The sequence below is a fragment of the Actinacidiphila bryophytorum genome, assembly GCF_016916835.1.
Classification (GTDB): Bacteria; Actinomycetota; Actinomycetes; order Streptomycetales; family Streptomycetaceae; genus Actinacidiphila; species Actinacidiphila bryophytorum.
Map to the genome: position 1 here is coordinate 193,292 of NZ_JAFFIX010000005.1, position 26,213 is coordinate 219,504.

The 26,213-nt window shown below is 71.3% G+C and carries 16 protein-coding genes; 2 read left to right on the forward strand and 14 right to left on the reverse strand.

From position 1 onward, the window contains the following. Window positions 1-4: 4 nt before the first annotated feature. The 4 genes from JT723_RS10115 to pyk form a co-directional block, all read right to left on the reverse strand. Window positions 5-1,885: a branched-chain amino acid ABC transporter permease gene (locus JT723_RS10115; protein ID WP_205044186.1), complete on the reverse strand. Its 1,881-nt coding sequence runs from the start codon at window positions 1,883-1,885 to the stop codon at window positions 5-7. A 7-nt stretch (window positions 1,886-1,892) separates the two neighbouring features. Beyond that, window positions 1,893-2,822: a branched-chain amino acid ABC transporter permease gene (locus JT723_RS10120; protein ID WP_205044187.1), complete on the reverse strand. Its 930-nt coding sequence runs from the start codon at window positions 2,820-2,822 to the stop codon at window positions 1,893-1,895. A gap of 134 nt (window positions 2,823-2,956) precedes the next feature. Next, window positions 2,957-4,225, reverse strand: a complete 1,269-nt coding sequence (locus tag JT723_RS10125) for a branched-chain amino acid ABC transporter substrate-binding protein (RefSeq protein WP_251512847.1) — start codon at window positions 4,223-4,225, stop codon at window positions 2,957-2,959. 506 nt (window positions 4,226-4,731) lie between these two features. Then, on the reverse strand, window positions 4,732-6,168 hold the full coding sequence (gene pyk / locus JT723_RS10130; RefSeq protein ID WP_205044188.1) for a pyruvate kinase: 1,437 nt from the start codon (window positions 6,166-6,168) through the stop codon (window positions 4,732-4,734). Between the two features lie 229 nt (window positions 6,169-6,397). Here pyk and JT723_RS10135 point away from each other — a divergent pair, with 229 nt between their 5' ends. Further along, complete coding sequence (locus JT723_RS10135) at window positions 6,398-8,230, forward strand: bifunctional metallophosphatase/5'-nucleotidase (RefSeq protein WP_205044189.1); 1,833 nt, start codon at window positions 6,398-6,400, stop codon at window positions 8,228-8,230. On the opposite strand, the gene JT723_RS10140 is transcribed toward JT723_RS10135, so the two are convergent. From JT723_RS10140 to pepN, 3 genes are all read right to left on the reverse strand, one after another. Continuing rightward, window positions 8,199-9,656, reverse strand: coding sequence for a lysine N(6)-hydroxylase/L-ornithine N(5)-oxygenase family protein (locus JT723_RS10140; protein WP_205044190.1), 1,458 nt, complete (start codon window positions 9,654-9,656; stop codon window positions 8,199-8,201). The genes JT723_RS10135 and JT723_RS10140 overlap by 32 nt on opposite strands. A gap of 41 nt (window positions 9,657-9,697) precedes the next feature. Continuing rightward, complete coding sequence (locus JT723_RS10145) at window positions 9,698-11,101, reverse strand: pyridoxal phosphate-dependent decarboxylase family protein (protein WP_240165365.1); 1,404 nt, start codon at window positions 11,099-11,101, stop codon at window positions 9,698-9,700. Window positions 11,102-11,290: 189 nt separating this feature from the next. After that, entirely contained in the window at window positions 11,291-13,792 is a 2,502-nt protein-coding gene (gene pepN / locus JT723_RS10150) for an aminopeptidase N (protein ID WP_205044191.1), read from the reverse strand. A gap of 83 nt (window positions 13,793-13,875) precedes the next feature. Between pepN and JT723_RS10155 the strand changes: the two genes are divergently transcribed. Next, a complete protein-coding gene (locus JT723_RS10155; RefSeq protein WP_205044192.1) occupies window positions 13,876-14,799 on the forward strand; it encodes a hypothetical protein in 924 nt (307 codons plus the stop codon). A gap of 143 nt (window positions 14,800-14,942) precedes the next feature. Here JT723_RS10155 and JT723_RS10160 read toward each other — a convergent pair whose 3' ends face one another. The 7 genes from JT723_RS10160 to trpB form a co-directional block, all read right to left on the reverse strand. Continuing rightward, window positions 14,943-16,406: a glutamate synthase subunit beta gene (locus tag JT723_RS10160; protein ID WP_205044193.1), complete on the reverse strand. Its 1,464-nt coding sequence runs from the start codon at window positions 16,404-16,406 to the stop codon at window positions 14,943-14,945. Beyond that, window positions 16,399-20,943: a glutamate synthase large subunit gene (gltB, locus tag JT723_RS10165; protein ID WP_205044194.1), complete on the reverse strand. Its 4,545-nt coding sequence runs from the start codon at window positions 20,941-20,943 to the stop codon at window positions 16,399-16,401. The genes JT723_RS10160 and gltB overlap by 8 nt, the downstream gene beginning before the upstream one ends. Before the next feature lie 326 nt (window positions 20,944-21,269). Next, a complete protein-coding gene (locus tag JT723_RS10170; protein WP_205044195.1) occupies window positions 21,270-22,004 on the reverse strand; it encodes a VIT1/CCC1 transporter family protein in 735 nt (244 codons plus the stop codon). A 117-nt stretch (window positions 22,005-22,121) separates the two neighbouring features. Continuing rightward, window positions 22,122-23,099 (reverse strand): prolipoprotein diacylglyceryl transferase, encoded by a 978-nt coding sequence (lgt, locus tag JT723_RS10175; protein ID WP_205044196.1) that lies wholly within the window; start codon window positions 23,097-23,099, stop codon window positions 22,122-22,124. A 109-nt stretch (window positions 23,100-23,208) separates the two neighbouring features. Beyond that, window positions 23,209-24,024 carry a DsbA family protein gene (locus JT723_RS10180; RefSeq protein WP_205044197.1) on the reverse strand — a complete coding sequence of 272 codons (816 nt, stop codon included), beginning with the start codon at window positions 24,022-24,024 and terminating at the stop codon, window positions 23,209-23,211. 91 nt (window positions 24,025-24,115) lie between these two features. Continuing rightward, window positions 24,116-24,934, reverse strand: a complete 819-nt coding sequence (trpA, locus tag JT723_RS10185; RefSeq protein ID WP_205044198.1) for a tryptophan synthase subunit alpha — start codon at window positions 24,932-24,934, stop codon at window positions 24,116-24,118. Beyond that, complete coding sequence (gene trpB / locus JT723_RS10190; protein WP_205044199.1) at window positions 24,931-26,178, reverse strand: tryptophan synthase subunit beta; 1,248 nt, start codon at window positions 26,176-26,178, stop codon at window positions 24,931-24,933. Before trpB ends, trpA begins: the two co-directional genes overlap by 4 nt. Between the last annotated feature and the right edge of the window lie 35 nt (window positions 26,179-26,213).

A 26,213-nucleotide genomic window follows, 5' to 3' on the forward strand; every position in this document is an offset into this window, starting at 1 on the left:
TCCTTCACGCCCCTGCCGTGGCGGCCGGGACGGTGTCGTCGCCCAACGGCCGTTTGCCGGGTGCCGTGGTCTCGTCCTCGTGGAACTCCAGCTGGCGGCGCCGGTTGGGGATGATGCCCTCGGGCCGGAAGCGCATGATCAGGATGAGCGCGAGACCGAAGGCGAAGAGTTCGTACTTGGACAGGAAGTCCAGCTTCTCCGGGATGACGTACAGCAGTGCGGCGCCGACGATGGGGCCGCTGACGGTGCCCATGCCGCCGAGGACGACGGCGGCCAGCAGGAAGGCCGAGTTCGGCGGGACCGGTCCTGAGAACTGGTACGGGTCGGGCACGACGCTGTTGGTGACGTGGGCGAAGACCGTACCGGCCAGGCCCGCCAGCGACGCGCCGAGGGCGAAGGCGACGAGCTTGACGCGGAAGCCGTTGATGCCCATGGCGGTGGCGGCGGTCTCGTCCTCGCGGATGGCGATCCAGGAGCGGCCGATGCGGGAGTCCGCGGCGCGGGTGAAGACCAGCACCACGATCATCGTGATGACCAGCATCAGCAGGTAGTAGTTGGCGAACCTGCCGAGGGTGAAGGACCCGATGTCGTGGTTGGCGCCGAGGTTGTACCCGAAGATCGACAGGTCGGGGATCTGGGCGATGCCGTTCGGGCCGTTGGTGACCTTCGGGCCGCTGACGCCGTCGAGGTTCCGGACGACGATCCGGAAGATCTCTCCGAAGCCGAGGGTGACGATGGCCAGGTAGTCGCCGCGCAGCCGCAGGGTGGGGGCGCCGATGAGCACACCGAAGACGCAGGCTGCGGCCATGCCGGTGATCGCCGCGGCCCAGAAGGGGAACTGGACGCCGGACCAGATGGAGAACTGGGAGCCGGAGACCAGGGCCGCGGCGTAGGCGCCGACGCCGAGGAAGGCGACGTAGCCGAGGTCGAGCAGGCCGGTGAGGCCGACGACGATGTTCAGGCCGAGGGCGACGGTGCCGACGATCAGGACGCTGACGCCGAGGTTGGCCCAGTGCTCGTTGTTCTGCGCGAAGGGGTAGGCCGCGGCGGCGATGATGCCGACGGTGGCGGCGAACCGCTTGTTGCGGTGGGTGAGCTGCTGGAACTGCCGCAGCAGGCCGCCTGCGCCCAGTCCCCACAGGCCCACCGCGACGACGATGAGGTAGCCGAGGAAGATGTCGCTGTAGTCGGTGGCCAGGCCGAAGGTGAGGATCTTCAGGCCGAGCGCGTAGACGACCACGATGACCAGGCGCTGCAGCCACGGGTTGAGCTTGCGGGCGTCGGCGACGCGCATGTCGGCGTGGTGCAGCCGGGCCTCGCGCAGCCAGACGTAGGAGCGGACGACCAGCGCGGACTTCTCGAAGCGGCCCAGCTCGTAGTACTCGGCGTCGGCCGGTTCCTGCGGGCGCCGGTCGATCGGCAGGGCCAGGGCGCCGGCGAAGAGCAGCAGGCTGCCGACCGCGGCGACGAAGCCGCCGGGGTCGAGGTTGGCGATGCCGCCGAGCTTGGCGGCGATGTCGATGACCGTGTACCAGGTGGTGCCCAGCGTGGCCAGGGCCAGCAGCAGCACGGAGTTGTTGGACCTGCTGGGGTTGAGCCAGGCGGCGCCCTTGAGCCGGAAGGCGCCCAGCGCGACGACGCCGGTGATGATCGCGCCGATCAGCGTCATGACCTGCAGGCCGCCGGGGTACCCGCTGACGGTGAGGTCGCCGGGGAAGTCGGTGGTGTAGGTCCAGGACATGAAGGTCGAGGCGATGGTGACCACCGCGCCGGCGAGCGTGGCGGCCCGGGCGGCGTTGCGGGGCAGCGGGATGAAGGGCGCGGTCCGCCGGCCGGTGTCGGGGGCGAGGACCGCTTCCGCGGTCGCGAGGGGGATGTCGGTCATGTCGTCGTCACGCCCTGTCCGCTACTCGCTCGCCCAGCAGGCCCTGCGGCCGCGCCAGCAGCACCAGGATGAGCAGGACGAAGGCCCAGACGTTCTTCCAGCCCTCGCCGCCGAGCTGCTCCATGCCGGGGATGTTGGAGATGTACGCCGACGCGCACGACTCGGCGACACCCAGGACGAGGCCGCCGAGCATGGCGCCGTAGATGTTGCCGATGCCGCCGAGCACGGCCGCGGTGAAGGCCTTCAGACCGGCCTGGAAGCCCATGTCGTACTTGATCTGGCCGTATTTGAGGCCGGATGCGAGGCCGGCGACGGCGGCGAAGAAGCCGCCGATGGCGAAGGCGATCACGATGATGCGGTTGGTGTCGATGCCCATGAGCTGCGCGGTGTCCGGGTCCTGCGCGGTGGCCTGCATGGCGCGGCCGGTGCGTGAGGTGCGGACGAAGGCGGCCAGCGCCGCCATGCACACGACGGCTGCGACGACCAGGAAGATGTCACCGCTCTGGATGTCGACGTCCCCGACGTGGTAGGGGCCGCCGGGCAGCTGCGGGAAGTGCTTGCCCGCGGTGGCGTTGGGGTACCACAGGAAGACGACCTGCTGGAGTGCGAGTGAGAGGCCGATGGCGGTGATCAGCGGTGCCAGCCGTGGCGCGCCCCGCAGCGGGCGGTACGCGAGTCTCTCCGCGCCCACCGCGATCAGCACGGACACGATGGCGCCGCCGGCCAGCATGAGGGGCAGTGCCGCCCATATGGACATGCTGTCCGGAAGGTTCGTGTAGACCGCGAGCGCGCCGAAGGCGCCGGTCATGTAGATCTCGCCGTGGGCGAAGTTGATGAGCTGGACGATGCCGTACACCATCGTGTAGCCGATGGCGATGAGCCCGTACATCGAGCCGATGAACAGCCCGTTGGCCAGCTGTTGCGGCAGGGTGTGCACCGCATGGCCTCCATGTCGCTGGGAGCAGGTGGGGAGCGGGGACGGTGGTGCGGCGCCCCTGAGGGGACACGCGGGGGGTGCGCGGGCCGCGCGGCCGGAGGTCGTCCGGCCGCGCGGCCCGGGTGCTGCTGGGGTCAGCCGGTGTAGGTGCCGGACTTGACGGCGACCCACTTGCCGGACTTGACCTGGTAGACGGTCAGCTGCTTGTTGGTGGTGTCACCGAACTCGTCGAAGGACAGGTGGCCGGCGACGCCGTCGAAGTCGGTCTTCTGGACCGCGTCGATGAGCGCCTTGCGGGCGTCGGGCATCGCGGGCAGCTTGCCGCCGTTGGCGTCCATGACGACCTTGACGGCCTTGATGATCGCGGTGGTGGCGTCGTAGGTGTAGCCGCCGTAGGTGCCGTAGTCGCCGGGGTAGCCCTTGGACTTGTAGGTGTTGATGAAGTCGGTGGCCGTCTGCAGGGTGCTGACGGGGACGCCGACGGAGGTGACCAGGTCGCCCTCGGCCGCGGCACCGGCGGTCTTGATGTAGGTGTCGGAGTACATGCCGTCGCCGCCCATCAGCGGGATCTTGACGCCGGCCGCCTTGAGCTGCTTCGTGATCAGCTCGGACTCGTCGTACTGGCCGCCGTAGTAGACCATGTCGGCGTGCGAGTTCTTGATCTTGGTGACCAGGGTCGAGTAGTCGGTGTCACCGGTGTTGACGTGGTCGGTGCCGGCGATCTTGCCGCCGAGGCCGCTGAACTTCCCCTTGAAGATGCCCGCGAGGCCGGCGCCGTAGGTCTGCTTGTCGTCGACGACGAAGGCGTTCTTGGCCTTGAGCGTGTTGTATGCGTAGTCGCCGGCGAAGCCGCCCTGGTTGGCGTCCGTGGTGGCGGTGCGGAAGTAGGTCGGGAACGGCCGGGTCTTCTTGCCGGTCGCCCAGTCCTTGCCCTGGGTGAGCGCCGGGTTGGTGTTGGCCGGCGAGATCTCCACCATGTTGGCGCTGGCGAACACCTGCTGCATCGACTGGGCGACGCCGGAGTTCAGCGGGCCGACGGCGGCGATGATGGTGTTGTCCGAGGTGAAGGCGGTGGCGTTCTGCTGGCCGGTGGCCGGCTGCGCCTTGTCGTCCTTCGGGGAGATCTTGAAGGTGACGCCCGGGACGAGGTTCTTGGCGTTGGCGTCGTCGACGGCGATCTGGGCGCCGTACTGGAGCCCGAGGCCGGTGGCCGAGTTCGGACCGGTCAGGGGGGCGTCGACGCCGATCACCACGGTGATGTTCTTCGCGGCGCTGCTGGAGCCGCCGCCAGATCCGCCGGTGCTGCCGCCCTTGTCATCGTCGCTGCGCGAGCCGCAAGCAGTGAGAGTAAGCGCTCCAGTGGTGAGTACGGAGGTCAGAATCAGCAAGGAACGGTGTCGCACGGTCAGTCCTTTCCCCTGGCGCGGCCGTCTCTGATGAGAGGCCGAGTCGCGCGCTGGAACCCGAACTGACAAATCCGGAGGCGCGGTGACTGGCCGTGACTCTAAGCCTGGTTCGGGGAGTGAGGCAGAGGTGCGGGGAAGAGTGTGACTGTCTTGTTATGCCAATCGGAAACTCTTGAGCTTCTCTTGAGATTGAGCACGGCTTTTGGGTACATTGCTCCCCCGTCCGGATGCTGAGAACGCGCACTTCCGGTGGCGCGTAGCCGACTTGTCGCCGGTCACGGGGCCGATCCGGCGCGAACCCGGCGGATCGGGCCTGGCCGGATTATCCGCGGAGGCCCCGGGTAGGTACCCGCGGGGCCTGCCTCGGGGTTTCCTATTGCGTCCGTGTTACGCAGCGTTAATTGCCGTCGAAAGACTTTTCCCGCATGGCCGAAAGACGGCGCCCCCGGCGGGCGTTGCCGTCGGGGGCTGGGTGCGGTCAGGACCAATAAGGCGATGACACATTACGCCTTCGGTGCGTCGTCCTCGCCGATGCGGTGGACCCGGACCATATTGGTGGTGCCCGGCATTCCGGGCGGCGAGCCCGCGGTGATGATGACGACGTCGCCCTTCTTGCAGCGGCCGATCCGCAGCAGCTCCTCGTCCACCTGCTGCACCATCTCGTCGGTGGTCTGCACCATCGGGCCGAGGAAGGTCTCCACGCCCCAGGTCAGGTTCAGCTGCGAGCGGGTCGCCGGCTCAGGGGTGAAGGCCAGCACCGGGATCGGCGAGCGGTAGCGGGACAGCCGGCGCACGGTGTCGCCGGACTGCGTGAAGGCGACCAGGAAGCGGGCGCCGAGGAAGTCGCCCATCTCGGCGGCGGCCCTGGCGACCGCGCCGCCCTGGGTGCGCGGCTTGTTCCGGTCGGTGAGCGGCGGCAGACCCGCGGTGAGCATGTCCTCCTCGGCGGCGGCCACGATCCGCGACATCGTCTTGACCGTCTCGATCGGGTACTTGCCGACGCTGGTCTCGCCGGACAGCATCACCGCGTCGGTGCCGTCCATCACCGCGTTGGCCACGTCGCTGGCCTCGGCGCGGGTGGGCCGGGAGTTGTCGATCATCGAGTCCAGCATCTGGGTGGCGACGATGACCGGCTTGGCATTGCGCTTGGCGAGCGTGACGGCCCGCTTCTGCACCAGCGGCACCGCCTCCAGCGGCATCTCGACGCCGAGGTCGCCGCGGGCGACCATGATGCCGTCGAAGGCGTCCACGATCTCTTCGAGGTTGTCGACCGCCTGCGGCTTCTCGATCTTGGCGATCACCGGGACCCTGCGGTCCTCCTCGGCCATGATCCGCAGCACGTCCTCGACGTCCCGCCCCGAGCGGACGAAGGACAGCGCGATCACGTCGGCGCCGGTGCGCAGGCCCCAGCGCAGGTCGCGGATGTCCTTCTCGGACAGCGCGGGCACCGACACCGCGACGCCGGGCAGGTTCAGGCCCTTGTTGTCGGAGATCATGCCGCCCTCGATGCACATGGTGTGCACCCGCGGCCCCTCGACGTCGGTCACCTCCAGGGTGACCCGGCCGTCGTCCACCAGGATCCGCTCGCCGCGCGCCACGTCGGCCGGCAGCCCCTTGTAGGTGGTGCCGCAGATCTGCTGGTCACCCTCGATGTCGTCGGCGGTGATGGTGAACTCGTCGCCGCGTTCAAGGAGTACCGGACCCTCGGCAAAACGGCCCAGCCTGATCTTCGGACCCTGAAGGTCCACCAGGATGCCCACGCTGCGGCCGGTCTCGTCGGACGCCTTGCGCACCCGTCGGTAGCGGTCCTCGTGCTCGGCGTAACTTCCATGGCTCAGGTTCAGGCGTGCCACGTCCATCCCGGCCTCGACCAGTGCCTTGATCTGGTCGTAGGAATCGGTCGCGGGACCCAGGGTGCAGACAATTTTCGCTCGGCGCATGTATCGAGCGTATGACTTACTCGTTGGTAGCCAGGACCACTGGGGGCAACTGCCCAACGACGGCTGGATTAACGGTTGTTGACAACTCTCGAATGATATGGCGGCTCGCTCGGATGAGCGGTCGTCAACAGCCGTTCACCTGCGGGGGCTGTTGCCGGAGCACCTCTCTGCGCCAGAATCTACGCGCGTTGTGCCCTCAGCACGCGCCCGTGAACGCCAAGGAGACGAGATGCCGCTCAACCGCAGGGACTTCATCAACCGCTCGGCCGCCACCGGCGCCGGCGTGGCGCTCGCGGGCACCGCGGGCGCGGTCGCCGCGGCCGGCCCCGCCCAGGCCGCAGAGCAGGGGCACGGCCAGGGCCACGGCCACGCGCCCAAGACGTTCAGCCTGCGCGTACTCGGCACCACCGACCTGCACGGGCACGCGCTGAACTGGGACTACTTCACCAACGCCGAGTACGACGACGCGGCGCACAACGACGTCGGCCTCGCCAAGGTCGCCACCCTCGTCGAGCAGGCCCGCGCCGAGAAGGGCCACGACCGCACCCTGCTGATCGACGCGGGCGACATCATCCAGGGCACCCAGCTGTCCTACTACTACGCCCGGGTGGAGCCGATCACCGGCGACCGGCGCGGCCCGCAGCACCCGATGGCGCTGGCGATGAACCACATGAAGTACGACGCCGCGGCGCTCGGCAACCACGAGTTCAACTACGGCATCCCGCTGCTGCGCGCCTTCCAGGAGCAGTGCGACTTCCCGCTGCTGGCCGCCAACGCCGTCGACGCCAAGACCCTCAAGCCCGCCTTCCCGCCCTACCTGGTCAAGGAGATCAAGGTGCACGGCGGGCGGCCGGTCAAGGTCGGCATCCTCGGCCTGACCAACCCCGGCATCGCCGTGTGGGACAAGGCCAACGTGCAGGGCAAGATGTCCTTCCCCGGCCTGGTCGAGCAGGCCGAGGTGTACGTCCCCAAGCTGCGCGCGCTGGGCTGCGACGTGGTGATCTGCACCGACCACTCCGGGCTCGACGGCAGCACCTCCTACGGCGACGCGGTGCCCTACCCCGAGAACGCCTCCTCGATGGTCGCCGCCCAGGTGCCCGGCATCGACGCGATCCTGGTCGGCCACACCCACGTGGAGCGCCCGCAGACCCTGGTCGTCAACGAGCAGACCGGCAGGACCGTCGTGCTCTCCGAGCCGCTGTACTGGGGCATGCGGCTGTCGGTGTTCGACATCGACCTGGCCTTCGAGCACGGCCGCTGGCAGGTCACCTCGGTCACCGCCGAGGTCCGCAACGCCAACACCGTCGCCGAGGACCCGCAGGTCGCCAAGCTGGTGCGGGACGAGCACCAGAAGGTCGTCGACTACGTCAACCAGGTCGTCGGCACCTGCACGGTCGCGATGTCCGCGGCGGAGTCCACGTACAAGGACACCCCGATCATCGACTTCCTGAACCTGGTGCAGTCCGACACGGTCAAGGCGGCGCTGGCCGGCACCTCGTACGCGTCGCTGCCGGTGCTGTCCGAGGCGTCGCCCTTCTCGCGGACCGCGGCGATCCCGGCCGGCCAGGTGTCGCTGCGCGACGTCGCGGGCCTGTACGTCTACGAGAACACCCTGGACGCCAAGATCCTCACCGGCGCCCAGGTCAAGGACTACCTGGAGTGGTCGGCGCGGTACTACGTGCAGACGGCGCCGGACGCGCCGCTCGACGTCACGAAGATCACCAACGCCAACAACACCCCCGACTACAGCTACGACGTGCTCAGCGGTGTCAGCTACGACATCGACATCGCCCAGCCGGCCGGCTCCCGGATCAGCAACCTCACGCACGACGGCGCCCCGGTCGACCCGGCCGCGCAGTTCGTGCTCGCGGTCAACAACTACCGCTCCAGCGGCGGCAGCAACTACCCGCACGTGGCCACCGCCCAGTCGGTGTGGTCCAACTCCGACGAGATCCGCAACACGATCATCGCCTGGGTGCAGGCGCACGGCACGATCGACCCGTCGACCTTCGGCGGCGACCAGTGGCGGCTCACCCGCGGCGGAGTGCCGCTGTTCTCGTAGGCACGTCGCAGGCGGCGGCACCGTCGAGGCCGAAGGTGGTGAAGGCGGTCCTGGCCGGCAGCGGGTAGTGCTCCGCGCCGGTCAGCAGCCCCGTCAGGTCATTGAGGATCACCGCCGACCGCCAGGCGGCAAGGCCCAGGTCCGGGGCGCCGACGCCGTGCGTGTGGCGTTCGGCGTTCTGGACGTAGACCCGGCCGGTGATCCGCCGGTCCAGCTCCAGGCGGTGCCGCGCGTCGATCCGCGGCCGGCCCGCGGCATCCCGCAGCACATAGGGGTGCAGCGGGCCGAGCAGCTGGTCCAGCGGGCGCTCCCGGTAGCCGGTGGCCAGCACCACCGCACTGGTCACCATGCGGGTGCGGGTGCCCTGGTCGGCGTGCTCCAGGTGCAGTTCGATGCCGGTGGTGCCGATACGGCCCGCGGTGCGCACCGTGACCCCCGGGGTGAGCACCGCGTCCGGCCAGCCGCCGTCCAGGGTGCGGCGGTACAGCTCGTCGTGGATCGCGGTGATCGTCTCGGTGTCGATGCCCTTGTGCAGCTGCCACTGCTGCGGCACCAGCCGGTCCCGCACCGGCTCGGGCAGGCCGTGGAAGTAGCGGGTGTAGTCGGGGGTGAAGTGCTCAAGGCCGAGCCGGCTGTACTCCATGGGCGCGAAGGCCGGGGTACGCGCCAGCCAGGTGATCGCCTCCCGGCCCGGCGTCCTGGACCGCAGCAGGTCGAGGAAGACCTCGGCGCCCGACTGCCCCGAGCCGATCACCGTGATGTGCTCGGCGGCCAGCAGCCGCTCGCGCTGCGGCACGTAGTCCGCCGAGTGCACCACCGGCAGCGTCGGCGCGTCGGCCAGCGGGCGCAGCGGCTCCGGAACGTAAGGCGCGGTCCCGATGCCCAGTACCAGGTGCCTGGCGTACGTGCGGCCCAGCGCCTCCGCCTCGCCGTGCACGTCCAGCTGCGTGTGGTCGACCTCGAAGCGGCCGCGCTCCTCGTCCCAGCGGACCGTGTCGACCTGCCGGCCGAAGTGCGTGGACGGCAGCGCGTCCGCGACCCACCGGCAGTACGCGTCGTACTCGGCCCGGTGCACATGGAAGCGCTCGGCGAAGTAGAACGGGAAGAGCCGCTCGCGGGACTTGAGGAAGTTCAGGAACGACCAGCGGCTCGCCGGGTCGGCCAGCGTCACCAGGTCGGCGAGGAAGGGCACCTGCAAGGTGGCGCCGTCGACCAGCAGCCCCGGGTGCCAGTGGAAGTCCTGCCGCTGGTCGTAGAAAGCCGCGGTCAGGCCGGGTACGGCGTCGGCGAGTGCGGCCAGCGACAGGTTGAAGGGGCCGATGCCCACCCCCAGCAGGTCGAACGGCTCCTGCTCGCGGTCCTGCTGCGGTGCGGCGGCCGACTCCTGCGGTGCGGTCGGGTCCTCCGGTGCGGTCGGGGCGTTCATCGGTGCTGGACCTTCCTTCTGTGGTACGTCCCCGGGGCGGCTCACCGCGCCTCCTGGGTCTGCCTGGCCTGCGCGTCGGTCACCAGCCGCAGCAGCGCGTCGAGGTCCTGCGGGCGGATGTGCGGATTGAGCAGCGTCGCCTTCAGCCACAGCCGGCCGCCGGCCGCCGCCCGGCCCAGCACCGCCCGCCCCTCGTACATCAGCTCCCGGCGCAGCGCCGCCACCTGCTCGTCGTCGGCGCCCGCCGGGCGGAACAGCACGGTGCTGATCGCCGGCCGGCCGTGCAGGTCCAGGCCCGGGTGCCGGTCGACGGCCGCGGCCAGCTGGTGCGCGTGCCCGCACACCGCGTCCACCAGCGCGCCCAGGCCCTCGCGGCCCAGCGCCCGCATGGTGACGGCGATCTTCAGCACGTCGGGGCGGCGGGTGGTGCGCAGCGAGCGGCCCAGCAGGTCCGGCAGCCCGGCCTCGGTGTCGTCGGTGGCGTTCAGGTAGTCCGCCTGGTGCCCCAGCGGGCGCAGCGCCGCCCCGTCCGGTACGGCCAGCAGGCCCGCCGCGACCGGCTGCCACCCCAGCTTGTGCAGGTCCACGGTCACCGACACCGCCGACTGCAGCCCGTCGAGCTTGCCCGCCTCGTGCCGGCTGAACAGCAGCGGGCCGCCGTACGCCGCGTCCACGTGCAACTCCGCGCCGTGCTTCGCGGCGACCTGCGCCAGCTGCGGCAGCGGGTCGATCGCGCCCGTGTCCGTGGTGCCCGCGGTCGCCACGAGCAGGGCGCGCCCCGGCAGTTCGTCGAGGGCCGCGTCGGCGTCCGCCGGGTCCAGCACACCACTGGGGGTGTCCACGACGACCGGGCGCGGCAGGCCCAGCAGCCACGCGGCGCGCTGCACGCTGTGGTGGGCGTTCGCACCGCACACCACCTGCACGCGCGGGCCGCCCGCCGCGCGCTCCCTGGCCAGCAGCAGCGCCAGCTGGTTGGACTCCGTCCCGCCCGTCGTCATCAGCGCGTCCGGCGCCGGCAGGTCCGGGTAGACCACCGCGGCCAGGGCTGCCGAGGCCCTGGCCTCGATCTCCGTCGCCGCGGGTGCCTGGTCCCAGGAGTCCAGGGACGGGTTCAGCGATGCCGCGGCCAACTCCGCTGCCGCGGACAGGGCCAGCGGGGGGCAGTGCAGGTGGGCTGCGCAATACGGGTCCGCCGGGTCCGCTGCGCCTCGCGCCAGCTCCCGCACGAGGGTGTGCAGCGCCTCCTGGGCGCCCGTCCCGTGCCCCGGCAGGGGCCGGCCCAGGGCTCCGGCCACCCGCCGGGCGGTCTCCTTCGGGCCGCCGGCCGGCACCGGGCCGCCGCGGGCGGCTGCGCCCTCCTCCAGGGCGGTCAGCACCGTCTCGACCAGGGGGCGCAGTTGAGCCGGCCCCTGCCGGCCGCCCGCCAGCCCGGCGATCTCCTTCAACGGTCCTCCCCGTCTCGCTCCTCCCCCAGCACAACGACCACCCCCCACCCCCGGGCACGCCCCTCCTCCCCCCGACGTCCCCCTTACGGTGAACCTGCGCCGTTCCGCCCCCAGAGCTCCGCCTGGGGGTACCCCCAGCGCCTCCTGGGTGATTGCCACGAACCGCCCGGACGGTGCCCGGGGGCAGGGCTAGGTGGTGCGGAGGCGGAGGGTGCGGGAGAGGTCGTCGAGGCGGTCGGCGAGGGCGCGGGACAGCGCGGGGGTGACGGCGGGGTCGGACAGGCAGGCGCGGCCCAGCCGCAGGGTCTCCGCGGACACCGCGGTGTGCGGGAAGGCGGTGCGCCCGGCGAGTTCCGCGATGGCGGTACCGCGCCTGGCGGCAAGCGGCACGACATCGGCGAAGTACCTCGCCACGTACCCGGCGGTGAGCCCCTCGTGCTCAGGGTTCCAGAAACCCTGCGCGTTGGCCGAGACGAGGTAGTTCGACTGCCCGTCGTCGTGGAACATCGCCTCCCAGGCCACCGCCTTGGCCGCGGCGTCCGGGAGCGCCGCCCGGCACCTGGCGGCGCCTTCGCGCCCGACCGCACTGGGGTCGCCGGCCAGCTCCGCGTCGATGTCCGCGGGGCCGGCCGCGCCGAGCACGGCGAGCCGCAGCAGCATCCGCCAGCGCAGTTCGGGGTCGAGGGGCGAGCCCCCGGGGATCTCCCCCTGGTCGTACCAGCCGCGCAGCGCCACCGTGTCGTCGGCGTCGTACACCGCGTCGACCAGCGCCCTGGTGGCGCTGAGGCGGGTGCCGCCGTGGCCGGCGGCGAGCAGCCCGCGTGCGGTGTCGCGCAGGGTGCGCAGCGCCTGGGGGCGCAGGGCGGGGTCGAGGTACTGGTCGGCGACCGGCCCTCGGCAGAACGTGAGGACGGCGTCCACGATGCCGGGGTCCGACTCGCCCGGCAGGTGCGCGGCCATGAGCGCGACGTATTCGGCGGGCGCGATCCCCCCGTCGCGTACCAGGTCGCGTGCCGCGTTCCAGACGACGGCGCGGGCGAGCGGGTCGGGCAGCCCGCCGAGGGCGTCGCGGACGGTGTCCCAGGACTGGGGGTCGAAGTGGACCTTGGCGAAGGTCAGGTCGCCGTCGTTGAGCAGGACGAGGTCGGGCCGCGGCCCGTCGAGTGCGTGGCTGTCGGCGACGGTGCCGGGCGCGAGGTCGACGGTGAGCCGGTCGCGCAGCACGAGGGTTGCGGGGTCGGCGGCGGCCCTGTCGTACAGGCCGACGTCGATGCGGTGCGGGCGGTGCCCGCGGTGCCTGATCTCCAGCCGCCATCCGCCGTCGGGGCCGCCGGGGAGCACCTCGGGGGTCAGCGTGTCGTGGCCCGAGGTGCGCAGCCAGGCGGCGGCCCAGGCGGGCACGTCGCGTTCGGTGGCGGAGCCGAGGGAGTCGAGGAAGTCGGCGAGTGCCGCGTTGCCGAAGCGGTGCCGGGCGAAGTGGGTGTTGAGCCCGGCGGTGAAGGCCTTGGGGCCGAGCCAGGCGACGAGCTGGCGCAGTGCGGAGGCGCCCTTGGCGTAGGAGATGCCGTCGAAGTTGTTCATCGCGGACGCGGTGTCGGGGACGTCGGCGGGGTCGGGGGCGACGGGGTGGGTGGAGGGCCGCTGGTCGGCGTCGTAGCCCCAGGCCTTGCGGGCGACGGCGAAGTCGGTCCAGGTGCCGGTGAAGGCGGTGGCCTCGCTGAGCACCTGGAAGCCCATGTACTCGGCGAAGGACTCGTTCAGCCAGATGTCGTCCCACCAGCGCAGGGTGACGAGGTTGCCGAACCACATGTGCGCCATCTCGTGGGCGATGACGACCGCGCGGAACTGCGCTTCCGCGGGTGTGACGGCGGAGCGGTGCACGAAGTTGTCGCGGAAGGTGACCAGTCCGGGGTTCTCCATCGCGCCGGCGTTGAACTCGGGCACGAAGCACTGGTCGTAGGAGTCGTACGGGTAGGGCTCGCCGAACAGCTCGTGGTAGCGGTCGAAGCAGCGCCGGGTGATGTCCAGGAGCGCGTCGGCGTCGCGGTCGAGGTGTTCGGCCAGCGAGCGGCGGCAGTGCAGCCCGAAGGGCAGTCCCGCGTGCTCGGTGCGCACCGAGTGCCAGGGGCCTGCGGCGACGGCGACGAAGTAGGTGGCCAGCGGCGGGGTGGTGGCGAGCTGCCACCGGCCGGGGGCGGTCCTGGTGGCGACGCCGTTGCCGAGCACGGTCCACTCGTCGGGCGCCTGGACGCTGACGTCGAAGACGGCTTTGAGGTCCGGCTGGTCGAAGGACGCGGCGACGCGCTGCATGTCGTTCATGAACAGCTGCGTGTAGAGGTAGGTCTCACCGTCCTCGGGGTCGGTGAAGCGGTGCATGCCCTCGCCGGTGTGCGAGTACGGCATGTCCGCCTCGACGCGCAGCTCGTGGTCGCCGGCGGTCAGTCCGTGCAGCGGGAGCCGGTTGTCGTCGAGCAGGCCGGGGTCGAGGTCCCGGCCGTCGAGGACGGCCCGGCGCAGCGCGGCGGGGCGGATCTCGGCGAAGGTGTCGCAGTCGCGTGCGGCCCGGAACCGGATCACGGTCGACGAGCCGAACACCTCCGCTCCCCCGGTGAGGTCGAGGTCGATCGCGTAGTGGTGGACGGTCAGGTCGCGGGCACGGGTCTCGGCCTCTGCGTGGGTCAGAACAGGCATGCGGCACATGCTGCCGTAAGCCGTGCCGCCGGGGACAGGCGCGGACGCCGACGCGTAGGCTCGTCGGGTACGGGGAGGTGGTCATGGCCGGGTACGCGGAGCCGGGGGCACAGGCCGCGGGGGGCGGGGCCATCGTGCACGGCTTTCCGCACCTGGACACCGTACGGGCGGCGCTGACCGCGCTGTACCGGCGGATCTCCGCCGACGGTGTGCAGCGCTTCGCGGCGAGCGTGCACCCCGAGCTGGTGGACTTCCCCGCCGACGAGGACCTGTACCTGGGTGCCCAGCGGGTGGCGCGGGTGATGGTGCAGCACTTCCGGCTGCCGGACGCGCGGATGGTGGTGGGCTTCCGCGACATGGTCCACGCGGGAAACGTCGAACTGGCCGCGGGTCCCGAGTACTTCATCGAGCTGCACTCGCGGTTCCGCTCCGACCGGCGCGACGTGGGGGCGGCGCTGGCGCACGAGGTGATGCATGTGTATCTGCACCGCCTCGGCCTGGAGTTCCCCGGCACCCGGGACAACGAGATCCTCACGGACACCGCGACGACGTATCTGGGTGCGGGCTGGCTGCTGCTGGACGCCTACCGGGAGGAGGCGGCGATCAGGGGTGAGCGGCTGATGATGTCGGCGTACAAGCTGGGCTATCTCACTCCGGAGGAGTTCGGGTACGTGCTGGCCAAGCGGGCGGCGGCCTTCGGCGAGGACATCGAGCCGTGGTTCCACTCGGCGCAGGCCCGCGACGCCTACCGTGCGGGTCTGGCCCGCGCCGGCCAGGACCTGCGGCAGGCGCCGCTGGCCGCGGCGGGCTGGGGCGCCAGGCGCCGCTACGCGAAGGACCGCAGGGCGCTGGCGGACGGTCCCGGCTACTCCTTCGAGTCCGGCGCCTCGGGGGTGCGGGTCTCCTTCGCGTGCCCCACGTGCTTCCAGCGCATCCGGCTGCCCTGCCGGGGGCGGCTGCGCGCCCGCTGCGCCCTGTGCCACACCGAGCTGGACGCCGACACCTGAGCCGGCGGCGTGAGGCGGCACGTGAGCCGGCATCTGCAAGAGGCGCCAGGACAGGCAACAGCGCCCGCCTTCTTGGTCGGGGAGGCGGGCGCTGCTGGTGTTACCGCGTTCCGCACGCCTTTGTGCGGGACATCGGGGGGCCGTCAGACGGTGAGCGGCCGGTCGGTGGGGCGGATCGGGGCGTGCAGCGCCGACGGGAGGCCCGTCAGGTACGCGTCGACGGCCTTGGCCGCTGAGCGGCCCTCGGCGATGGCCCACACGATGAGCGACTGGCCGCGGCCCGCGTCGCCCGCGACGAAGACGCCGTCGACGTTGGTGGCGTAGGAGCCGTCGCGGGCGATGTTGCCGCGCGCGTCCAGCTGCAGGCCGAGCTGCTCGACCAGGCCGTTGGACTGGTCGGTGCCGGTGAAGCCCATCGCGAGGGTGACCAGGTCGGCCGGGAGGACCTTCTCCGTGCCCTCCTGCGGGACGAAGCGGCCGTCTTCGAAGACGACCTCGACCAGGTGCAGTTCGCGGACGTTGCCGTCGGCGTCGCCGGTGAACTTCACGGTGTTGACGGCGTAGACCCGCTCGCCGCCCTCCTCGTGCGCGGAGGTGACCTTGTAGACGGCCGGCATCGTCGGCCAGGGCTGGCCCGCCGGGCGCTCGTCGGCGGGGCGCGGCATGATCTCCAGCTGCGTCACCGACAGCGCGCCCTGGCGGTGGGCGGTGCCCACGCAGTCCGCGCCGGTGTCGCCGCCGCCGATGACGACGACGTGCTTGCCCTCCGCGGTGATGGGGGGCGCCACGAAGTCGCCCTCCTGCACCTTGTTGGCCAGCGGCAGGTACTCCATGGCGAAGTGCACCCCGTTCAGCTCGCGGCCGGGTACCGGCAGGTCGCGGGAGACGGTCGCGCCGGCCGCGATGACGACGGCGTCGTAGCGCTTGGCGAGCTTGCCCGCGTCCAGGTCGGTGCCGATCTGCACACCGGTGCGGAACTTGGTGCCCTCCGCGCGCATCTGCTCGATGCGCCGGTTGATGTGCCGCTTCTCCATCTTGAACTCGGGGATGCCGTAGCGCAGCAGCCCGCCGATACGGTCGGCGCGCTCGTAGACCGCGACGGTGTGCCCGGCCCGGGTGAGCTGCTGGGCGGCGGCCAGGCCCGCGGGTCCCGAACCGATCACGGCGACGGTCTTGCCGGACAGCCGCTCGGGCGGCTGCGGGGTCACGTCACCGGAGTCCCACGCCTTGTCGATGATGGTGACCTCGACGTTCTTGATGGTCACCGCCGGCTGGTTGATGCCGAGCACGCACGCCGACTCGCAGGGGGCCGGGCACAGCCGCCCGGTGAACTCCGGGAAGTTGTTGGTCGCGTGCAGCCGCTCGGAGGCGGCCTGCCAGTCCTCGCGGTAGGCGTAGTCGTTCCACTCGGGGATCAGGTTCCCCAGCGGACAGCCGTTGTGGCAGAACGGGATGCCGCAGTCCATGCAGCGGCCGGCCTGCTTGGTGATGATGGGCAGCAGCCCGCCGGGGACGTAGACCTCGTTCCAGTCCTGCTTGCGCTCCTCGACCGGGCGCGTCGGAGCGGTCTCGCGGCCGGTGGTGAGGAAGCCCTTGGGGTCAGCCATTTGCCGCCTCCATCATCTTCGCGGTGGTCTCGGACTCGGAGAGTCCGGCCTGCTCGGCGGCGTTCTTGGCGGCGAGCACTGCCTTGTAGTCCCTCGGCATGACCTTGCCGAAGCGGGTGAGGGCGGCGCCCCAGTCGGCGAGCAGCCGCTCGGCGACGGTGGAGCCGGTCTCCTCTGCGTGGCGGCGCACCACATCGTGCAGCCACGTGATGTCGTCGGCGTCCAGCGCCTCGACCTCGACCATGCCGGGGTTGACGGCGGCCGGGTCCAGGTCGAGGACGTAGGCGATGCCGCCGGACATGCCGGCCGCGAAGTTGCGCCCGGTGGTGCCGAGCACGACGGCCCGGCCGCCGGTCATGTACTCGCAGCCGTGGTCGCCGACGCCTTCCGAGACGACGGTGGCACCGGAGTTGCGGACGCAGAAGCGCTCGCCGGTCCTGCCGCGCAGGAACAGCTCGCCGCCGGTGGCACCGTAGGCGATGGTGTTGCCCGCGATGGTCGACTCCTCGGCGAGGTGGTCGGCGCCGCGGTCGGGGCGGACGACGACCCGGCCGCCGGACAGGCCCTTGCCGACGTAGTCGTTGGCGTCGCCTTCGAGCCGCAGGGTGACGCCCCTGGGCAGGAACGCGCCGAAGGACTGGCCCGCGGAGCCGGTGAAGGTGATGTCGATGGTGCCCTCGGGCAGGCCCGCGCCGCCGTACTTCTTGGTCACCTCGTGGCCGAGCATGGTGCCGACGGTGCGGTTGACGTTGCGGATCGGGACCTGGGCGCGGACCGGGGCGCCGCTTTCCAGGGCGTCGGCGGCGAGCTTGATCAGCTCGTTGTCGAGCGCCTTGGCCAGGCCGTGGTCCTGCTCCGTGGTGCGGTGCAGCGCGGCGCCCTCGGGCAGCGCGGGCACGTGCAGCAGCGGGGCCAGGTCCAGGCCCTGCGCCTTCCAGTGGTCCACGGCCCGGGCGGCGTCGATCAGCTCGGCGTGGCCGACGGCCTCCTCGATGCTGCGGAAGCCCAGCTCGGCCAGGATCTCCCTGACCTCCTCGGCGATGAACTCGAAGAAGTTCACCACGAACTCGGGCTTGCCGGAGAAGCGGTCGCGCAGCACCGGGTTCTGGGTGGCGACGCCGACCGGACACGTGTCGAGGTGGCAGACCCGCATCATGACGCAGCCGGAGACCACCAGCGGTGCGGTGGCGAAGCCGAACTCCTCGGCGCCGAGCAGCGCGGCGATGACGACGTCGCGGCCGGTCTTGAGCTGGCCGTCGGTCTGCACGACGATACGGTCGCGCAGCCCGTTGAGCAGCAGCGTCTGCTGGGTCTCGGCCAGGCCCAGCTCCCAGGGGCCGCCGGCGTGCTTGAGGGAGGTCAGCGGGGAGGCGCCGGTGCCGCCGTCGTGCCCGGAGATCAGGACGACGTCGGCGTGCGCCTTGCTGACACCGGCGGCGACCGTGCCGACGCCGACCTCGGAGACCAGCTTGACGTGGACCCGCGCCTTGGGGTTGGCGTTCTTCAGGTCATGGATGAGCTGGGCGAGGTCCTCGATGGAGTAGATGTCGTGGTGCGGCGGCGGGGAGATCAGGCCGACGCCCGCGGTGGAGTGCCGGGTGCCGGCGATCCACGGGTAGACCTTGTGCCCCGGCAGCTGGCCGCCCTCGCCGGGCTTGGCGCCCTGGGCCATCTTGATCTGGATGTCGTCGGCGTTGACCAGGTACTCGGAGGTCACGCCGAAGCGGCCGGAGGCGACCTGCTTGATGGCGCTGCGCCGGGCCGGGTCGTAGAGCCGCTCGGGGTCCTCGCCGCCCTCGCCGGTGTTGGACTTGCCGCCGAGCTGGTTCATGGCGATGGCCAGCGTCTCGTGCGCCTCGCGGGAGATCGAGCCGTACGACATGGCGCCGGTGGAGAACCGCCTGACGATCTCCGAGACCGGCTCGACCTCGTCGATCGCGATCGGCTCGCGCTCGGACTTCAGGCCGAACAGGCCGCGCAGCGTCATCAGCCGCTCGGACTGCTCGTTCACCCGCTCGGTGTACTGCTTGAAGATGTCGTAGCGCCGGGTGCGGGTGGCGTGCTGGAGCCGGAAGACGGTGTCGGGGTCGAACAGGTGCGGTTCGCCCTCGCGGCGCCACTGGTACTCGCCGCCGATCTCCAGCCTGCGGTGTGCGGCCTGGATGCCGGAGACCGGGTAGGCCTTGGCGTGCCGGGCGGCGACCTCGGCGGCGATGACGTCGATGCCCGCCCCGCCGATCTTGGTGTCGGTGAGGTGGAAGTAGGTGTCGACGAAGTCGGCGTCCAGGCCGATGGCCTCGAAGACCTGGGCGCCGCGGTAGGAGGCCACGGTGGAGATGCCCATCTTGGACATGACCTTCAGCACGCCCTTGCCGAGCGCCTTGATCAGGTTGCGCAGCGCCGCCTCGGGCTCGATGCCGCCCAGGAAGGTGCCGGCCGCGACCAGGTCCTCGACGGACTCCATGGCCAGGTAGGGGTTGACGGCGGCGGCGCCGTAGCCGATCAGCAGCGCCACGTGGTGGACCTCGCGGACGTCGCCGGCCTCGACCAGCAGCCCCACCTGGGTGCGCTGCTTGGTGCGGATGAGGTGGTGGTGCACCGCGGAGGTGAGCAGCAGCGAGGGGATCGGGGCGTGCTCGGCGTCGGAGTGCCGGTCGGACAGCACGATCAGCCGGGCGCCGTCCTCTATGGCGGCGTCGGCCTCGGCGCAGATCTCGGCGAGCCGGGCGGCCAGTGCCTCGCCGCCGCCGGTGACCCGGTACAGGCCCGACAGGGTGGCGGCCTTCAGGCCCGGCATGTCGCCGTCGGCGTTGACGTGGATGAGCTTGGCCAGCTCGTCGTTGTCGATCACCGGGAAGGGCAGGGTGATGTTGCGGCAGGACGCGGGGCTGGGCTCCAGCAGGTTGCCGGACGGGCCGATGGTGGAGATCAGCGAGGTGACCAGCTCTTCGCGGATCGCGTCCAGCGGCGGGTTGGTGACCTGCGCGAACAGCTGGGTGAAGTAGTCGAACAGCAGCCGGGGGCGGTCGGAGAGCGCCGCGATCGGCGAGTCGGTGCCCATCGAGCCGAGCGGTTCGCCGCCGGTCCTGGCCATGGGGGCCAGGATGACCCGCAGCTCCTCCTCGGTGTAGCCGAAGGTCTGCTGGCGCCGGGTGACCGAGGCGTGAGTGTGCACGATGTGCTCGCGCTCGGGCAGGTCGGCCAGGTCGATCAGGCCGGCGTCGAGCCAGTCGGCGTACGGGTTCTCCGCGGCGATGGCGGCCTTGATCTCGTCGTCCTCGACGATCCGGTGCGAGACGGTGTCGACCAGGAACATCCGGCCGGGCTGCAGCCGGCCCTTGCGGACGATCTTCTGCGGGGCGATGTCCAGCACGCCGGACTCGGAGGCCAGGACGACCAGGCCGTCGTCGGTGACCCAGTAGCGGCCGGGGCGCAGTCCGTTGCGGTCCAGGACCGCGCCGACGACCGAGCCGTCGGAGAAGGTGACGCAGGCCGGGCCGTCCCAGGGCTCCATCAGCGTGGAGTGGTACTGGTAGAAGGCACGCCGCGCGGGGTCCATCGAGTCGTGGTTCTCCCACGCCTCGGGGATCATCATCAGGACGCTGTGCGGCAGCGAGCGCCCGCCCAGGTGCAGCAGCTCCAGGACCTCGTCGAAGGACGCGGTGTCGGAGGCGCCGGGGGTGCAGACCGGGAAGATCCGCTCGATGTCGCCGGTGAACAGGTCGCTGGCCAGCTGCGACTCGCGGGCGCGCATCCAGTTGCGGTTGCCCTTGACCGTGTTGATCTCGCCGTTGTGGGCGACGAAGCGGTACGGGTGGGCGAGCGGCCAGCTCGGGAAGGTGTTGGTCGAGAACCGCGAGTGCACCAGTGCGATGGCGGTGGCGAAGCGGCGGTCCGACAGGTCGGGGAAGAACGGCTCCAGCTGCCCGGTGGTGAGCATGCCCTTGTAGACCAGGGTGCGCGCGGACAGCGAGGGGAAGTAGACGTCGGCCTCGCGCTCGGCGCGCTTGCGCAGCACGAAGGCGGGCCGGTCAAGGGCGATGCCGGACAGGTCGCCGCCGGCGTCGGCGACGAAGAGCTGGGAGAAGTACGGCATGGTCGAGCGGGCGGTCGCGCCGAGCATCTCGGGGGCGACCGGGACCTCGCGCCAGCCCAGGACCGTCAGGCCCTCCTCGCCGGCGATCCGCTCGATGGCGTCGACGGCCTTGGCGCGGTCCTCGTTCTCGACGGGCAGGAAGGCCACGCCGACGGCGTAGTGCCCGGCGGCGGGCAGCTCGAAGCCGGCGGCTTCACGCAGGAACGCGTCAGGGACCTGGAGCAGCATGCCCGCGCCGTCGCCCGAGTCGGGCTCGGCGCCGGTGGCTCCGCGGTGTTCCAGGTTGCGCAGGACGGTGAGCGCCTGCTCCACGAGAGCATGGCTCGCCTCGCCGGTGAGGGTGGCCACAAAGCCGACACCGCAGGCGTCGTGCTCGTTGCGGGGGTCGTACATCCCCTGCGGGGCGGGTCGCCCGTCCATGAACGCGGAACGCGAACGCATGGCTCTCCCGTCGTCGTCATTGGCTTGTATGCATTGCCTGTTTCCCAGGCATGCGCAACAGGGACGACGTTGGCCCTCTGCGATTTCGTGCAGGTTACATGATGGCCGAGTGTTCGAGAAGCGGATACTCAATTCCAGCATGTGGACGTTCTGCGGGGTTGGAGCGGCCACTTCGGGCCAGCGTCTGACCGGGGGTTGACCGACGATTCCGGCGCGTGGCCTGGTGGCTGCGCCGGTGCGTTACCGAGTGATGCCCCGTGCGGTGGCGGCTGAAACGGCAGGGAAACACGGGGCTTGTGGCCGACTGCTTCCCGGTGGGCGCGGGCTCAGCCGACGGCGGTGCCGATGAGCGCTCCCAGTACGAAGGTAACCCCGCCGGCCGCCGCGCCCAAGAGCAGCTGCCGCAGTCCGCTGTACCACCAGGACCTCGCGGTGACCCGCGCCACGGCGGCCCCGCAGCCGAACAGCCCGAACAGCGCCAGCAGCACCGCGGGCCACAGCACGTCGGCGCCCAGCAGATACGGCAGCACCGGCAGCAGCGCGCCCAGCGCGAAGGACACGAAGGACGAGCCGGCCGCCACCAGCGGCGAGGGCAGGTCGGTGGGGTCGACGCCCAGCTCCTCGCGGGCGTGGATCTCCAGCGCCTGCTCGGGGTCGGCGGACAGCTGCCTGGCCACCTCGTGCGCCAGCTTCGGCTCGACCCCGCGGGAGACGTACAGCGCGGCCAGCTCGCGCAGCTCGTCCTCGGGGTGCCGGTCCAGCTCGATCCGTTCGATGTCCAGCTCGGCCTGCACCAGCTCGCGCTGCGAGGCCACCGAGGTGTACTCGCCGGCCGCCATCGAGAAGGCGCCGGCGGCCAGGCCCGCGAGCCCGGTGACCACGATGGTGCGGGAACTCACATCGCCGCCGGCCACCCCGGTCATCAGCGCCAGGTTGGACACCAGGCCGTCCATCGCCCCGAACACGGCAGGCCGCAGCCATCCGCCGCTCACGTCCCGGTGCACGTGGTGGGGGACGTGGTACGGCGCTGCTGCGGCCTTCTCGACTGCGGCGCTCGTCATACGGTCCACCCCTCCCCCGCGCGGCCGTGCGGCCGCACCATCCCGGAAACGAGTTCGACCGTACCCGGGGACGCGGGGCGCCCGCCAGCAAGGAAAGGCTGACCTGACCTGCGAAAACTAGCTCTGGACCGACTTCTGAGCGACGTCCTCGGCCGCGTCGGCTTCCGGCTTCTTCTCGAAGTCGACGGCAGGCTCGGCGTCGGTTTCCGCCTGGTCCGCGGCCTGCTCAGGCTCCTCGGCGGCCCCGTCGGCGGGTCCTTCCGCGGTCGCGGCGACCGGCTCGACGGTCTCCTCGCGCCCGGGCCGCAGCTTCGCGGAGAGCACCAGGTAGGCGACGGCTGCGACGAAGACCACGATCGCCGTCCAGTCGTTGAGACGCATGCCCAGGATGCGGTGCGCGTAGTCGACCCGCATGTGCTCGATCCAGGCCCTGCCCACCGTGTAGGCGGCCACGTACAGCGCGAAGGCCCGCCCGTGCCCGAGCTTGAAGCGCCGGTCGGCCCAGATCACCAGCAGCGCCACACCGATGCACCACAGCGACTCGTACAGGAAGGTCGGGTGGTAGGTGACCAGGTCGGGGGTGTTGTCCGGGCGGTGCGCCGCGTCGATCTTCAGACCCCACGGCAGGGTGGTCGGCCCGCCGTACAGCTCCTGGTTGAACCAGTTCCCCCAGCGCCCGATGGCCTGCGCGAAGGCGATGCCCGGCGCGATGGCGTCGGCGTAGGCCGGCAGCGCGATACCGCGGCGGCGGCAGCCGATCCAGGCGCCCAGCGCGCCGAAGGCGATGGCACCCCAGATGCCGAGCCCGCCCTGCCACACCTTGAAGGCGTCGACCCAGTCCTTGCCATCGGTGAAGTACAGCTCGTAGTCGGTGATGACGTGGTAGAGCCGACCGCCGATCAGGCCGAACGGAACCGCCCACACGCCGATGTCGGCGACCGTGCCGGCCTTGCCGCCGCGGGCGATCCAGCGCTTGTTGCCGTACCAGACGGCAACGAAGACGCCGATGATGATGCAGAACGCGTAGCCGCGCAGCGGGATCGGTCCGAGGTGGACGACGCCGTGCGCGGGGCTGGGGATGAATGCGAGTTCCATGGCAATGTCCGACGCTACCGTGCCGGACGGGTACACGGCAGCCCGCCCGGCTACGTCTGGATAACGGCCGGGTTCCCGGTGCCGTACCCTGGCGGGCTCCCGGGCACGGTCACGACGGGGTCGCGGTGACCTTCGCGGGCTGCTTGCCCTTGTTCGCGGCGCTGACCATCTGCTTCAGGCTGTCCGGGGTGAGCGCGGGATTCTGCCCGTAGATGCTCTTGCCGTTCAGCAGGATCGTGGGCGTGGCGTCGAAGCCGGAATTGCCGAAGGCGGTGTTGGACTTCTTCACCCACGTGTTGTGCGTGCCGTTGTTCACACATGCGGTGAAAGTCGGCGTCTTCAGGCCCGGGACCTTCTCGGCGAGGGTGAGCAGGGTGTTCTTGTCGGCGAATTTGTCGTCCTGCTCGTCGGGCTGGTTGTCGTAGAGGACGTCGTGGTAGGCGCGGAATTTCCCGGCGTCCTGGGCGCACGCGGCGGCGTTCGCCGCGTTCAGCGAGCCGCTGCCGCCGAGATTGCCGTCGATCAGCGTGACCAGGTGGTACTCGGTCCTGATCTGCCCGCTGTCCTCCAGCGAGTGGATGGTGGGCGTGAACTGCTTCTCGAAGGCGTCGCAGGCCGGGCAGCGGAAGTCCTCGTAGATGGTGAGCGTCGAGGGCGCGTCGGGCGCGCCCACCGGGATCACCAGACTGTCCTTGCCGACGGCGCCGCTGGGGGCCGCCGCCGGCAGGCCGGTGGCGCTGTCGGTGCTGTTGTCGTTCTGGTCGGAGACCACCACGCCGATCACCGCGGCGATGCCGAGCACGGCCACCACACCGCCCGCCACCACCAGCGTCCGCTTGCGCCTGGCCCGGGCCGCTTCCCTGGCGCGCTGTTCCTGCAGGGCCTCGCGGGCGCTGCGCTTTCCGTCACGGTTGCGTTCACTCACGCACAGCGCAACGGCGGGGGGCGGCGCTGAGCGCCACCCCCCACCGTTTTTCGCCCGGGGGAGTGACAAAACCCGCTCCCACGGGTGATCGTCAGACCCGCTTGCGTACGCCCTCGGCCAGTTCGGCGGCCAGCGCGCGGACCGCCGCGAGACCTGCGGCCTCGTCGCCGCCGGCGTCCAGGATGCGCTGGACGAAGGCCGAGCCGACGATGACGCCGTCGGCGAAGGCGGCGACCTCGGCGGCCTGCTCGGCGTTGGAGACGCCGAGCCCCACGCACACCGGCAGGTCCGTGGTGGCCCGGGTGCGGCGCACCAGCTCGCCCGCCTGCTCGCCGACGCTGGCCCGGGTGCCGGTGACGCCCATCAGCGAGGCCGCGTAGACGAAGCCGGAGCCGGCCGCGGTGATCTTGGCCAGCCGCTCGTCCCTGCTGGACGGGGCGACGACGAAGACGGTGGCCAGGCCGTGCTGCTCGGCCGCCTTCCGCCACCCTTCGGACTCCTCGACCGGCAGGTCGGGCAGGATGCAGCCGGCGCCGCCCGCCGCGGCCAGCTCGGCGGCGAAGCGCTCGGCGCCGTAGCGGTCGACCGGGTTCCAGTACGTCATGACCAGCGTCGGCTTGCCGGTCGCCGCGTGCGCCTCGCGGACGGTGCGCAGCACGTCGGCGATCTTGACACCGTTCTTGAGGGCGATGTCGTCGGCGGTCTGGATGACCGGGCCGTCCAGGACCGGGTCGCTGTGCGGCAGCCCGACCTCGACGACGTCGGCGCCGCCGTCGAAGGCGGCCTTGACCGCCTCGATGCCGCCGTCGACGGTCGGGAAGCCGGCCGGGAGGTAGGCGATCAGCGCGGCGCGGTTCTCGGCCTTCGCGCCTGCGAGAGCCTCTTGCAGAAGTTCGATGGTCCCGCTCACTTGTCCGCCCCCTCGCCGTCGTACAGCCCGAAGTAGCGGGCCGCGGTGTCCATGTCCTTGTCGCCGCGCCCCGACAGGTTCACCAGCAGCAGCGCCTCGGGACCCAGCTCGCGGCCCAGCTCCAGCGCGCCGGCCAGCGCGTGGGCGCTCTCGATGGCGGGGATGATGCCCTCGGTACGCGACAGCAGCCGCAGCGCCTGCATGGCCGCGTCGTCGGTGACGGCCCGGTACTCGGCCCGCCCGGTGTCCTTGAGGTAGGCGTGCTCGGGGCCGACACCGGGGTAGTCGAGACCGGCGGAGATCGAGTACGGCTCGGTGATCTGGCCCTCCTCGTCCTGCAGGACGTAACTGCGGGAGCCGTGCAGGATGCCCGGGTCGCCCGCGGTCAGGGTCGCCGCGTGCTCGCCGGTCTCCACGCCGTGGCCGGCCGGCTCGCAGCCGACCAGCCGGACGCCCGCGTCCGGCAGGAAGGCGTGGAAGAGGCCCATGGCGTTGGAGCCGCCGCCGACACAGGCCACCGCGGCGTCCGGCAGCCGCCCGGTGCGCTCCAGCAGCTGCCGCCTGGCCTCGACGCCGATCACCCGGTGGAAGTCGCGCACCAGCGCAGGGAAGGGGTGCGGTCCCGCGACGGTGCCGAACAGGTAGTGCGTGCGGTCGACGTTCGCGACCCAGTCGCGGAAGGCCTCGTTGATCGCGTCCTTCAGGGTGCGGCTGCCCGAGGTCACCGAGACGACCTCGGCGCCCAGGATGCGCATCCGCGCGACGTTCAGGGCCTGCCGCTCGGTGTCGACCTCGCCCATGTAGATCGTGCACTCCAGGCCGAACAGGGCGCACGCCGTGGCCGTGGCCACCCCGTGCTGGCCCGCGCCGGTCTCGGCGATGACCCGCGTCTTGCCCATCCGGCGGGTCAGCAGCGCCTGGCCCAGCACGTTGTTGATCTTGTGCGAGCCGGTGTGGTTCAGGTCCTCGCGCTTGAGGAAGACCCTGGCGCCGCCGGCCTCCGCGGCGAACCGCGGCACCTCGGTCAGGGCGCTCGGGCGGCCCGTGTAGTTGGCCATCAGCTCGTTCAGCTCGGCCGCGAAGGCCGGGTCGGCCTTCGCCTTCTCGTACTCGGCGGCGACCTCGTCCACGGCGGCGACCAGCGCCTCCGGAATGAACTTTCCGCCGAACGCGCCGAAGTAGCCCTCGGCACTGGGAGTCAGACCCTCCGGGTCGGGGAGGAAGAAGTCGGGTTTTTCTGGCATGGGTGTCCCCTGGTCATGGTGTGGACGGCCGACCG